Source organism: Amycolatopsis sp. VC5-11 (assembly GCF_037034185.1).
GTDB classification, from domain to species: Bacteria; Actinomycetota; Actinomycetes; order Mycobacteriales; family Pseudonocardiaceae; genus Amycolatopsis; species Amycolatopsis nivea.
This window is the reverse complement of sequence record NZ_JBAGKF010000001.1, coordinates 144,977-157,437: the sequence shown is the minus strand read 5'-3', so window position 1 is coordinate 157,437 and position 12,461 is coordinate 144,977. Positions and strand designations below refer to the sequence as shown.

10 protein-coding genes are annotated in these 12,461 nt (G+C 68.0%); 2 read left to right on the top strand and 8 right to left on the bottom strand.

Going from position 1 to position 12,461, the window contains the following annotated elements; translation table 11 throughout:
- Positions 1–30 precede the first annotated feature (30 nt).
- A complete protein-coding gene (locus tag WA670_RS00860; RefSeq protein ID WP_134728458.1) occupies positions 31–429 on the top strand; it encodes a winged helix-turn-helix transcriptional regulator in 399 nt (132 codons plus the stop codon).
- Here WA670_RS00860 and WA670_RS00855 read toward each other — a convergent pair.
- The 4 genes from WA670_RS00855 to WA670_RS00840 form a co-directional block, all read right to left on the bottom strand.
- Positions 383–1,699 carry an alginate O-acetyltransferase AlgX-related protein gene (locus WA670_RS00855; RefSeq protein ID WP_037808193.1) on the bottom strand — a complete coding sequence of 439 codons (1,317 nt, stop codon included), beginning with the start codon at positions 1,697–1,699 and terminating at the stop codon, positions 383–385. The genes WA670_RS00860 and WA670_RS00855 overlap by 47 nt on opposite strands.
- Positions 1,700–1,752: 53 nt before the next feature.
- Positions 1,753–2,976, bottom strand: a complete 1,224-nt coding sequence (locus WA670_RS00850; RefSeq protein ID WP_336156684.1) for a DUF445 domain-containing protein — start codon at positions 2,974–2,976, stop codon at positions 1,753–1,755.
- A gap of 48 nt (positions 2,977–3,024) precedes the next feature.
- Positions 3,025–4,200 carry a DUF445 family protein gene (locus tag WA670_RS00845; RefSeq protein WP_336157176.1) on the bottom strand — a complete coding sequence of 392 codons (1,176 nt, stop codon included), beginning with the start codon at positions 4,198–4,200 and terminating at the stop codon, positions 3,025–3,027.
- 81 nt (positions 4,201–4,281) lie between these two features.
- Complete coding sequence (locus WA670_RS00840) at positions 4,282–5,511, bottom strand: DUF445 family protein (protein ID WP_037808184.1); 1,230 nt, start codon at positions 5,509–5,511, stop codon at positions 4,282–4,284.
- 129 nt (positions 5,512–5,640) lie between these two features.
- On the opposite strand from WA670_RS00840, the gene WA670_RS00835 reads away from it, so the two are divergent.
- Positions 5,641–7,506, top strand: coding sequence for a hypothetical protein (locus tag WA670_RS00835; protein ID WP_336156683.1), 1,866 nt, complete (start codon positions 5,641–5,643; stop codon positions 7,504–7,506).
- A gap of 683 nt (positions 7,507–8,189) precedes the next feature.
- Here WA670_RS00835 and WA670_RS00830 read toward each other — a convergent pair.
- The 4 genes from WA670_RS00830 to WA670_RS00815 form a co-directional block, all read right to left on the bottom strand.
- Entirely contained in the window at positions 8,190–9,629 is a 1,440-nt protein-coding gene (locus WA670_RS00830; RefSeq protein ID WP_336156682.1) for an FGGY-family carbohydrate kinase, read from the bottom strand.
- Positions 9,626–10,957: an MFS transporter gene (locus WA670_RS00825; RefSeq protein ID WP_051728621.1), complete on the bottom strand. Its 1,332-nt coding sequence runs from the start codon at positions 10,955–10,957 to the stop codon at positions 9,626–9,628. The genes WA670_RS00830 and WA670_RS00825 overlap by 4 nt, the downstream gene beginning before the upstream one ends.
- Positions 10,958–11,033: 76 nt before the next feature.
- Positions 11,034–11,828 (bottom strand): DeoR/GlpR family DNA-binding transcription regulator, encoded by a 795-nt coding sequence (locus tag WA670_RS00820; RefSeq protein ID WP_037808176.1) that lies wholly within the window; start codon positions 11,826–11,828, stop codon positions 11,034–11,036.
- A gap of 7 nt (positions 11,829–11,835) precedes the next feature.
- Entirely contained in the window at positions 11,836–12,447 is a 612-nt protein-coding gene (locus tag WA670_RS00815) for a histidine phosphatase family protein (protein WP_134661965.1), read from the bottom strand.
- Positions 12,448–12,461 lie beyond the last annotated feature (14 nt).

Below are 12,461 nucleotides of genomic sequence, written 5' to 3'. Positions count from 1 at the left end.
GTTACTTCAACGAAACCGGAGGCTGGCGAGATGGCTGCCGACGCTCGGATGGACCCGGCGTGCCCGATGGCCGCCTTCCCCTTCCACGTCGGCGGAAAGTGGACCGGAATGGTCGTCGTCGCACTGCTGGACGGCCCACGCCGCTTCAGCGACCTGAAGCAAACCCTGGGCGCCAGCAGCGCCAAAGTCCTGACCGAAACCCTTCGCGACATGGCCCGCGACGGCCTCATCACCCGCACCGATCACCAGGCCAACCCGCCCCACGTCACCTACGAGCTGACCGCACTCGGCCGCAGCCTCTTGCCGGTCATCGACGCCATGCGCGAGTGGAGCGACCAGCACCTAGCCGCACTCCTGGCACACCGCCAAGCCAGTCCGTCCGCTACCGGATCGGATGCTGAGCCAACGCCGTCTTCACCGCCGCGATAAAGCCCTCATCCGTAAACGGCACCAACCCGCCAGCCACATTCCGCTCCACCGCCTGCAGCACCACCACGTGCGAGTTCACGAACTGGTCCACCGCCTGCGACTGCGGTGTCTTGTCCGTCGAATACGCCAAATACGTGAGGTTCGTGAACGCCGCCTCCAGATACCGCGACGAGGCGAGGCTGAACGAGTCCCCGTAAACCAGCGTCGGCTGGTCGATCGTGCCGACGATCGGCGGGGCCGAGCGGTGCACCGGCTGGTCGATGCTGCCGATGAATTCCCCCGCGCGGTCGGTGACGCCGTCCGGGCGCAGGTTGTAGCGGGTGTTCGTCTTGACGCCGGTTTGGCCGAGCAGCAGCGGCAGGTCCGCGACCGCGTCGTACTGGCCGTCCGGGGCGCTCAGCCAGCTGTTCGTCGCGCCCGGCTTGATCGTGTCGGCGAGTGCGCGCGTGAGGACGAGGCCGCCTTCGTCGCGCCAGTGGGTGTCGTTGGGGGCGTAGATCGGGTGGCCGACCCTGGCCGCTTCGGCGGCCAGTTGCGGGCGCAGGTCGAGCGAGTGGCCTTCGGTGGTGATCTTGTACCAGTCGTTCGGCGAGGCGGCCTGCGAACATTCCTTGCCCGGGTAACTCGCGGGCAGGAACTGCGGCACCATCGTCGTCTTGTCCGGCGTCACCACGAACACGAACTTCCGGCCCGATGCCTCGACCGCCGCGCGCAGTTCGTCGATCCGCTTCATCGTGGTGTCGATGTCCTGGGTCGGCGTGCACTTCGCTTCGGAGTCGTAGCCGTAGTACAGCCAGCCGTCGGTGCCCTGCACGACCTTGCGGTATCCGGCCTGGCTGGAACCCGGTCCGCTCGGCGTCGACGGGCCGGTGTTCGGCGCGCCCGGCTGCTGCAGCGGCGGGGCCGGGATCGGGCCGGAGTTCGACGCGGAACCCTGGTCGAGCGGTGCTGCTTCGCCGAAGACACCCTCGCTGATCCCGTTCGCCGCGTTGATCGCGCCGGCCCGGAACGACAGCTGGTCGGTCGCCCATTTGGGGAGGTTGGTGAAGAACTTGAAGCCTTCGCCAAGGCTGGGGAACCCGGCGAGCTTGTGGTTTTCGATCTCGCTCGGCCGGACCCCGACGACCCACAGCAGGGTCGGCGTCACGAAGAACAACAGGGCGCTGACCAGCGCGGTCAGCTGCCGTTTGCCGTGCCGCGGGCGATGCAGCGCGTGCTCGCGGGGCAGGTAGGCCTCGTGGACTGCGGGCAGCTGCGGTGGCTCGGACACGTCACTGAGGTTAGCCAGTTCGAGTGAGCCCGGCGCGAACAACCACCGAAAAGTCAGCCGAGCATGAGGAGGACTTGCAACTCGCCGACGAGGAACCCGATCACGCCGCCGACCGCGATCAGCTTCCACTCGTCCTGCCGGAACGCCGGCCGCAACAAGCCCTCGAACTCCAGCGGCGTCAGCGCGAGCATCCGCTGCTCCACCATCTTCGCCACGTCCATCGCCTCGGTCAGGTACCCCTCGGCGTATCGCGCGGTCAACGGCATCTCGGCCAGCGCCCGCTGCGCCGCGGCATGCTTCATCTCCTGCAGCCGCTGCGCCCCGACGGCGAGCGCGACCACCGGTTTCGCGGCGCTGACCTGCGCGTCCACCGCGTGCCCGACAGTGCGTTCGACCATCGCCACGAGCCGGTCCGACTTCGGGCCGCGCAGCAAGGCGTCGAGCAGATTCGGGACGGTCAGCACCTCGTTGGCGACCAGTTCGCCGTACTGCCGGGCGACCTCGGCGCGCCGTCGCTGGAACTTGCCTTGCAGGATGACCCGGCCCAGCCGCACCGGCTCGCGCGGCAGGAAGATCATCTTGATCGCCAGCCAGTCGGTGAACAGCCCGATCGCGCCGCCGAAGATCGGCAGCACCAGCGGCTGCCGGGTGAACGCCCACACCAGGGCCTGGACCAGGCCGAGCACGAAGCCGAAGACGATCCCGGCGCGCGCGATGAACGTCATCTCCGGCCGGGACGTCTCGCGGATCAGCCGGACCAGCAGCGCGCGGTCGCGGGTGAGCCGTTCGACGGTCATGTGCCGGACGTCGAGGACCTCGTCCAGGTTGTCGCGGACCTCGTCGAGGAACTCCCGCACCAGCTGCGGCGTGCTGGCCTGCACCTGCTTGATCAGCAGTTCCTGGGCGAGCGTGGGCATGACCTCCCACAGCCGCGGATGATGCTGTTCGAGCACGTCGCGGGCGATCCCGTCGACCGCGCGCAGCAGCGGCTGCTCGAGTTCGCGGGTGATGATCACCGGGTCGACGCGGGCGAAGACCTCCTCGATGTCGAGCAGGTTCGCGGTGAGCAGGTCGGTCGCGATCGCGGCCATCCGGCCGCCGTGCTTCGGCACCACGCCCTGCCAGCCGAGGAACGGCCGGATGCCGACGAATTCGAGCGGACGGAACATCATCTCGATCGCGACGCGTTTGGTGACGTAGCCGATCAGCGCGGCGACGAACGGCATCGAGACGTACACCGGCCAGTGCCGCGCGAGGTCGTCCAGCACCGCGTTCACCGGGTCTCCCTCCCCCGTTCCGGAAGGAAACCGTATCGCGTGCGCGGGCTAACCGAGGAGCAGCAACGCCTGCAGTTCGCCGACGAGCCCGCCGATCACCGCGCCGACCGCGATCAGCTTCCATTCGTCCTGCCGGAACGCGGGCCGCAGCAGCTGCTCGAACTCGAGCGGGCTGAGCCGGCGCATTCGGTCCACGATCGTGTTGCGGACGTCGAGCGCGTTGATCGCGTACGTCTCCGCGTGCCGGATCGTGTCCGGCACCCGCTCGGCGGCCTTCGCGGCGGCGACCTGCTTCATTTCCTGGAATCGCTTCGTGCCGACCGCGATCGCGACGAACGGCTTCACGACGCTGGCCTGCGCGTCGATCGTCTTCTGCACCTCGCGGCTGATCAGCGAGAACAGCCGGTCCGATTTCGGGCCGCGCAGCACGGCTTCCAGCAGATTCGGCACGGTGATGATCTCGCGCGCGATCATGTCGCCGTAATCGGCGGCCACCTCGTCGCGGCGCTTCTGGAACACGCCCTGCCAGTTGTAGAAGCCGAAGAACCGTTTCGGCTCGCGCGGCAGGAAGATCATTTTGAGCGCGAGCCAGTCGGTCAGCCAGCCGATTCCGAGCCCGAACAGCGGCAGCACGATCGGCGACTTCGTCAGCGACCACACCAGCAGCTGCACGCAGCCGAGAATGAACCCGAACCAGAGGCCGGAACGCGCGATGAACCGCATTTCCGGCCGCGAGATGTCGCGGATCAGCCGGTTCAGCAAAGCCTTGTCGCGCACCAGGTTCGTGACGACCATGTGCTTGAGGTCGAGCACGTCCTCGATGTTCTGGGAAATCTCGCGCATGATCTTCGTGATCGCGCGCGGAGCCTCGGCCTGCACGCGTTTCAGCAGCAGTTGCTGCGCGCCGGACGGCAGCATTTCCCACAGCCGCGGCTGGTAGGTCTCCATCACCTCGCGGGTGACGTCCTCGACCACGCGCAGCAGCGGCTGTTCGATCTCCCTCGCGACCTGCTCCGGGTCGAGCCGGGCGAAGATCTCCTTCGGGTCGACGAGGTTGGTGGTGAGCATTTCGGTCGCGGTCGTCGCCATCCGCTCGGCGTTCGCGGGCAGCACGCCCTGCCAGCCGAGGAAGGGCCGCAGTCCGACGAATTCGAGCGGCCGGAACATCATCTCGATGGCGACGCGCTTGGTGACGTAGCCGATCAGCGCCGCGATGAACGGCATGGAGACGTACACCGGCCAGTGCTCGGCGAATGTGTGCACGCGCGTCCCCTCCGTGTTGCCTACGGAACGGTAACCCGCGCACTAGTGGAGCAAGAGCAGCACCTGCAGTTCGCCGACGAGGCCGCCGATGACCGCGCCGACCGCGATCAGTTTCCATTCGTCCTGTTTGAACGCCGGCCGGAGAATGCCCTCGAACTCCAGGGGCGTCAGCTGCTGCATCTTCTCGACGATGGTGTTGCGGACGTCGAGCGCGTCGGTCGCATAACTCTCGACGTGCTTCACGGTCTCCGGCAGATACGCGATGGCCTTCTCCGCCGCGGCCTGCTTCATCTGCTGATACTCGCGCCCGCCGACAGCCAGGGCGACCAGCGGTTTCGCCAGGCCCGCCTGCGCGTCGACGGTCCGCTGGACCTCCCGCGTGACAAGCGCGAACAGCTTGTCCGCACGCGGTCCGGTGAGGACGGCTTCCAGCACGTTCCCCGCGGTGAGGACTTCCTCCGCGATCAACGCGCCGTAGTCCGCGGCGACCTGCGCGCGGCGTTTCTGGAACATGCCCTGCCAGGTGAAGAACAAGAACCGGCGCGGCTGGCGAGGGTAGAAGATCATTTTGAGCGCGAGCCAGTCCGTGACGAAGCCCGTGACGAAACCGAAGATCGGCATGATCACCGGTTGTTTCGTGAACGCCCACGCGATGAGCTGGACGAGCCCGATGACGAATCCGAAGCCGATTCCGCTGCGCGCGATGAACCGGAACTCGGGCGCGGCGACCTCGCGGATCAGCCGGCAGGTGAGCGATTTGTCCCGGACCATGGCGTTGATCAGCATGTCGTTGACGTCGAGCACTTCGTCCACATTCGACGCCACTTCCCGCATCAGCCGCTTCACGACGACGGGCGCCTGCGCGCGGACGCGGTCCACCAGCAGTTGCTGCGCGCGTGCGGGCAGCATTTCCCACAACCGCGGCTGGTAAGTCTCGAACACCTCGCGGGTGACCTCGTCGACCGCCTTCAGCAGCGGTTCTTCCAGCTGCGCGACCATTTCCTCCGGATCGAGCCGGGCAAAGACCTCGCGTGGGTCGAGGAGGTTTTTGGTGAGCAGGTCGACCGCGGTGGTGGCCATCCGCCGGGAGTTGGCCGGGATGACGCCCTGCCAGCCGAGGAAGGGCCGGATGCCGCGGAACTCGAGCGGCCGGAACATCATCTCGATCGCGACGCGTTTGGTCAGGTAGCCGATGAGCGCCGCGATGAACGGCATGGTCGCGTACACGTGCCAGTGCGCGGCCAGGTCGGCGGCGATGGCTGAAAGGTCCATGCGTCTGCCCCGTTCGCCCGCGCGGTACGTCGGGGGACAGGATGCCATGCGTGACGTCGGGTTTCGCGCTTCGTAATACAGCCGTTTGGCGGTACGTGCCGCAGGTGCCCGGATCACTAAGGTGGCCCGATGGTCGCGCCCGAGAAGCCGCAGCACCCCGCCTTTGCTGTTACCCGGAAGGGATACGACCCGCACCAGGTCGACACCCGCATCGCCCAGCTGACCAGCGAACTCAAGACGACCTCCCACGGCCGCGACGAGGCGGTGGCCACCGCCGGCGAACTCACGAAGGCCCTGACGACAGCCCAGTCGGAGCTGTCCGAGGCGAAGGCCGCACTGGTCCGAGTCACCTCGAGCCCGGCCGGTGCCGGCGCGATCTCCGAGCGCGTGCGGATGATGGTGCAGCTGGCGGAGGAGGAAATCGCCGACCTGCGCCGCTCCGCGGAAGCGGACGCGTCCTCGACGCGTACTGAAGCGGACCGCTACGCCCACGAAACCCAACGGGCAGCGGACAAAGCGGCCAAAGAAGCGGAAGCGGAACGCCAGCGTTTGCTAGCGGAGACCCACGCCGACTTGGCCGCACGCTCGGAGGCCCTGGACGCCCGCGTCGCGGCTGCGGAGCAGGACCTGGCTGCGCGACAAGCGGATCTGGAGTCCCGGATCGCCGCCGCGGAAGCGGACATCGCGAGCCGGACGGCCACAGCGGACGAGGAGATCGCGACCCGCCTGGCGGACTTGGAAGCGCGACTGAAGGCAGGAAACGAAGACATCGCGACGCGGACTGCGGCTGCCGATGAGGACATCGCAAGCCGGACGGCCGCAGCCGATTCGGATATCGCGACCCGCACCGCGGCAGCCGATGAGGACATTTCCACGCGCACCGCAGCGGCGAACGAAGACATCGCCACTCGGACCGCCGCGGCTGATTCGGAGATCGCGACCCGCCTAGCCGCCGCAGAAGAAGACATCGCGACGCGCACCGCCGCCGCCGACGCGGATATCGCCACCCGCACCGCAGCGGCCAACGAGGACATCACCACCCGCACGGCTGCGGCCGACGCCGAAATCGCGTCCCGCACCGAAGCCGCCGACCGCGCCCGCGCCGAGGCAGACCAGGCCTCCGCAGCAGCCCGCGCCGAAGCCGATCAGGCTGCCTTGACTGCCCGCACCCAGGCCGACGAGGCGGCCGCCGAAGCCCGTGCCAAGGCGGATGCGGAAGCCCAGCACGCCCGCCTAGCCGCCGACGCCGAAGCCCGCCGCATCCGCGACGAGAAGGACGCCGAAGCCCTCCGCATCCGCACCGAAGCCGACGAAGCCGCCGCCCAGGCCCGCGCCGAGGCAGACGCCGCAGCCGAAGCCGCCCGCCAAGCCGCCGACGAGGAATCCACCCGACGCCGCGCCGAAGCCGACGCCGCTGCCGAAGCGGCCGCCGCCCAAGCCCGAGCCGAGGCCGACCGTCGAGCGTCGGAAGAGATCGCCATCAAGAAGGCGCAGGCAGAGACTGCCCTCGCCGACGCTCTCCAAAAGCAAACCGAAGCCACCGAATCGCGCACCCTGGCCCTGGACTTGCGCACCAAGGTCGCGGACCGGATCGCTGCGACCAACGAAGCTGTCCAGGAGGCGTTGCGCTTCCTCGGGTCGCAGGAAGAGGACGCCGCTTCCGCTCCGCCGCAAGCTTCCGCCTCGTCGCCGACTTCCGCTTCTCGGCAAGGCTCCGCTCCGTCGCCGACGGATGCTCCTTCCGGAACTGCCGCGCCGGGGCAGACCTCGACGTCTTCATCGGCTGACGCACCTTCCCAGCCATCAACCACCTCGCCGACCGACGCCCCATCAGCAACCGGCTCGTCCGCACCGCCTTTGCCCCAGCCGACCCCGCGCTCAGACACCCAGTCGCCCGCGGGGCAGCAGCAAACGGCCAAGTCCTCTGAACCGCCGACCCCGCGCAGCAACGGCAACGGCCGCCGCCCCGGCCGCCCGCGCGCAGGCCGCAGCTAACCACCTCGACCGCACCGTCCGAGCCAGCCCAGCCGTCTCGACTAGCCCAACTCGCGAGCGACCGGGCTGACTCGCCCGCGCCCTTGCACTTGGCTCTGGCCCGCCAGTTTGCTGGCGTGGTCGGTTTGGCTCGGCTTCGGCGTGCGGGCCTGCTGGCTTGGCCGGATCGGCTTCGGCCTGCGAATCTGCTGACTTCGCCGGGCTGGTTCGGCTTCGGCCGCGAATCGGTTGGCTTGGCCGCGCTGGTTCGGCTGCGGCGTGCGGGTCTGCTGGTGTGATGGGCTGGCACGGCTTCGGCGTGCGAATCTGCTGACCTCGCCGGGCTGGTTCAGCTTCGACGTGCGGGCCTGTTGGCGTGGCCGGGTTGGCTCGGCCTCGGCTGCGAATCCGCTGGCGTCGCCGCTCTAGCTCGGCCTCGGCCTGCAGACCTGCTGACTTCGCCGCGCTGATGGCTCGTTCAGCTGCCGGTCGCGCAAGGCTCCGAGCTCGCCGCTCTCGTTGGCGTTTGGGCGAGCTCGTCGGCGACGAGAATCGCCAGTTTGCTGGCCGGACTGCCAGACCGGCCCCGCGCCTTCCAACCCCGCCCGCGGCTTCCAGACACTCGACCTGTCTCGTCTCAACCGACCGGCAGTGCCCACGATCGGGTCCAAGTCCCAGTCAGCTGCGCAAAATTCCCAGCAGCATCACCCCGCCGCCACGGTGAACAGCTCGTCGTCAATCCAGCCACGATCTCGCAGCTCACGGCAAAACCGTTGGTACGAAACCAACATCGCCGCCGACTCACCGGGCATGGGCTCAATCAACGACCCCACCGGCATTCCCTTGCACACCGCACTCAGCCCACCCGACGTGCACCCCGCCGCCGCGAGGAGTGCTGCGCCGTAGCCCGTTTCTGCTTGCGGTGCGACTTGCAACCCAAGCCCGCTCACTGTGGCCCGGATCTGCGTCCACAAAGGACTTTTGCTGCCACCGCCCGCCGCAAGGAGCGGTTCGCGGACCGGGACCCCCAGACGCCGCAAATGGTCCAGGGCGAGTCGTTCCAGGAAGGCGACCCCTTCCAATCGCGCCCGATGCAGCTCGACGTCGTCGGCTGGCGTGCCGAGAACGAAACCCTCGGCGTCACCATGGGCGAAGGGAAAACGTTCTCCCTTGCGCCGCAACGGGAAAGCCACAACCTCGGCCGGACCGCGCGCAGTGGCGGCGGCATCCAACTCGGCTAGCCGCGGACTGTCCGCAACGGACTCGCCGCCAGTGTTCGACGCACCGCCTGGCAGCCACCAGCCGTCTGGATGGCGGTGGCTGTACATGACTCCGGTGGGATCCGGCACGAGCGATTCCGTAACACCCTTCAGGACATAGGTGGTTCCGAGGATTCCCACAAATCGCCCTGGTTCGACCGCGCCTGCGGCGAGTTGTCCCGCGCATCCGTCTGTCATGCCTGCCACCACGAGACATCCGGCAGGCAACCCGGCGACCGGCACCGAGATTTCGCCGAGCACGCTCGTCGGTGCGACCACCGGCGGCAGCATTCCGTCTGGGACGCCCAGACCGGCGAATACCTCGGACGGCCATTCCCCAGCCAACGGGTCGTAACCGCTTTTGAGTGCGTGCGACCAATCCGCTGCGACCGGATGTCCGGTCAGTTTCGCCGCGATCATCTCCGGCGTGTGCCGGACGGCGACCGCCTCGGTGTGCTCGGCCAGCCAGGCGATCCGGCCGAGTGCCGCGGTCGGCGAGACGCTCGAACCCAGTTTCTGCCACCGTCCGGCGCCGAGTTCGACGGCTTTCGCGTTGTAATCCGCTCCGCGCCGGTCGTCGTACATCAACGCGGGCGTCACCGGTTCGCCCGCGGCGTCGACTCCGACGATCGTTCCGGACGTCGCCGCGATCGCCACCGCCGAGACTTCCGCGCCGCGGCCGGGCAGCGCGGCCGTGACCTCGTTCAGCACCGAACCGACCGCGGGCCACCACGCCGACGGATCCTGTTCGCTGCGGCCACCGTCCGCGCGCACCGGTGCCGGCAGCGACGCCGATGCGGTGGCGAGGACCGAGCCGTCGCGCACCGCGAAGGCGCGAACCCCCGCGGTGGCGACGTCGATGCCGACCGAGACCTGCTCGTTCACGCCGTGCTGACCCTTTCTTCGACATCTTGCAAGCTGCCGTCGCTCGCGAGTGCCTTCTCGGTTTCCTCAGGGAGCTTCAGGAATCGCACCAGCACCGCGGCCACCAGATACAGCGCGGCGAAGATGATGACGACTCCGGCGGCACCGGCCGGTCCGAGGAACAGCGACACGATCGCCGGTCCGACGAACGCCGCCGCGCCCGCGCCGAGGTTCAGCAGGGCCATCGCGCCGCCCTTGTGCTCCGGGGCCAGCGACGGCAGCAACGCGGAGATCGGCACGAACCCGGCGAGCGTCGCACCGTAGAGCGCGCCGACGATCAGCGCGAGCCAGTAGTACTGCGAGCCCATCGCGACCGGCACGAAGTACAGCAGCAGGATCGAGATCGCGCAGCCGATCGCGCCGAACCAGAAAATCGTGGTGCGCCAGCCGATCCGGTCGCTCAGCACGCCGAAGATCAGGTTGAAGAAGATGTTCGTCCCGTAGATCACCGACACGAGCAGCAGCCAGCGGCTTTCCCCGAATCCGATCTGGGAGATGAAGATCGTCGGGAAGAACACGAGCATGCCGAATTCGGGTGCGGTGTTGATGACCCGCACGATCATGCCGACCCCGACCCGCGGCTTCTTCCACGCGATCGAGACGCTGGAAACGAGGCTCTGCACCGGTTTCACGTCCGGCGGCGCGAGCCTGCGGTACCCCGTGCGCTGCCGGACGCCGAACACCGCCACGATCCCGCCGACGCCGAGCAGCACGACCGCCACCCACAGCGTGCCGTAGTGGCCGAACAGCGGATTGGTGAAGCTGGCGACGAGCGCGCCGAGCGTGGGCAGTCCGCCGGTGAAGGCGAAGTAGAACCAGCCGACCGCCGCGCCGAGCCGGGCGACCGGGGCTACCGCGGTGATCCACACCAGGAACCCGAACGCGAACATCGGATAGCCGAATCCGCGGATGCCGTAGCAGATCAGCATCGCCGCGTAATTCCCGCCGGCGAGGCCGATCGTCAGGAACAGCGCGTCGAACACCAGCCAGATGACCAGGCCGATGATCATGACCCGCCGCGGGCCCCACAGTTCGGACAGCGCGCCCGACAGCCACGACGCGAGCATCACCGCGATGCCGTACACGGTGATCACGTACGACGCTTTGATTTCCGTACCCGCGCCGTTGTCCGCCATGTACGGCGCGATGAAACCGGATTCCACTCCGTCGCCGATCATGAACAGGAGCAGTCCGACATACCCGAGGAACAGGGGTGCGGGCAGCCCCCATTTCGTGAGCAAGCGCCCGAAGCCCGACTTGGGCAACTCCGCTGTTGCCGACTCGTTCATACACGCCTCCATGACGTCGAGATCCAACGTATCATGGACTGTGTGAACTTCGCACGCAAGAGTGTTATGAAGTCGATCAGTTCTCAGGGTCTTCGGCGACCTGCACCTCGACCCGGCTGCGCATCTCGTCGACGTAGTGCGGATCGGCACCCTCGTCCACGATCAGCAGGTCGTAGTCGTCCAGCGGCGCGAGCCGGTGCAGTGCCGTGCGCTTCATCTTGCTGTGGTCCATCAGCAGCACCTTGTGCCGCGCGGCGGCCAGCATGGCCCGCTTGATCATCACGATCTCGGGCTCCTGGTGGAAGCTCATCGACGTGCTCATCGCCGAGGTGGACACGAACGCGATGTCCACCGAGAGCCGTTCGATCGACTCGATGCTCTGCATGCCGAGGAACGAATCGTGGGTGGGCGAGTAGTCGCCGCCGATGCAGATCAGCCGCAGTTCGTGCACGTTCTTGAGCACGTCGATCGCGGCGAGGTAGTTCGTGGCCACGGTCAGCGGCGTCACTTCGACCAGGAGCCTGGCCAGCGCGAGCGCGCTGGTGGAATCGTCGAGCAGCACCGACATGCCCGGCTCGACCTGCTCCACCGCGTGCATCGCGATCACCCGTTTGGCGTCGACGTGCGCGTTCATCCGGTATTCGGCGTTGCTCTCGAACACCGTCGACGGCATCGCCGAGACCCCGCCGCGGTACTTGCGGACCAGGCCGCGCCGGGACAGTTCGTCGATGTCCCGGTGCACCGTCATCATGCTGACGCCGAGCAGGTCGACGAGCTCGCCGATGGTCGCCGAACCCTGCCGGAACACGTGCTCGGTCAGCTTCTGCTGACGGTTCTCGCGGGGATGGGCGGCAGGCTTTTCGCTCGACATGCCGTGATTATCGCGGTTCCACTGGGAGGTTGAAGCGCACCAGGGCAGTTCGGTCACCACTCACCTCCAGTTCGGTGACGGCCGCGTTGTCCAGGCGCGGAAACACGCTGCGGTAGCGGGACAGCGGGATGCCGAGCAGCTCGCAGAGGGTGAGCCGCAACAGCGTGTTGTGCGCGACGACCAGTGCGGTTCCGCTGGTCGCGGCGGCAATCGAGCGGAGCGCGCGGGCCCCGCGCCTGGCCGCTGCGGCCGGATCGTCGGCGTCGGGGAACGCGCCGGCGATCGGATCGGCGAGGAAGCGTTTGACCGCGTCGGGATCGGTCTCGCGCACCTCGTCGCGGGTGCGGCCCTCGGCGATGCCGAAATAGGTCTCCCGCAGGTCGGGGACGATTTCCGGGACCAGGTTGAGTGCCTCGGCCGCCGGTTCGATCGTGTGCCGGGCACGTCGTTGCGGCGAACAGAACAGCGCGTCCGGTTTCACCCGGCGGGCGTACGCGGCCAGCGCGTCCGCCTGGCGGATCCCCTCCTCGGTCAGCGCTACCTCGCTGGTGCCCGCGTAGCGGTTCTCCGCGTGCCATTCGGTCTGCCCGTGCCTGGCGAGCAGCAGCCGTGCACCCACTCGTGCCCTCCTTG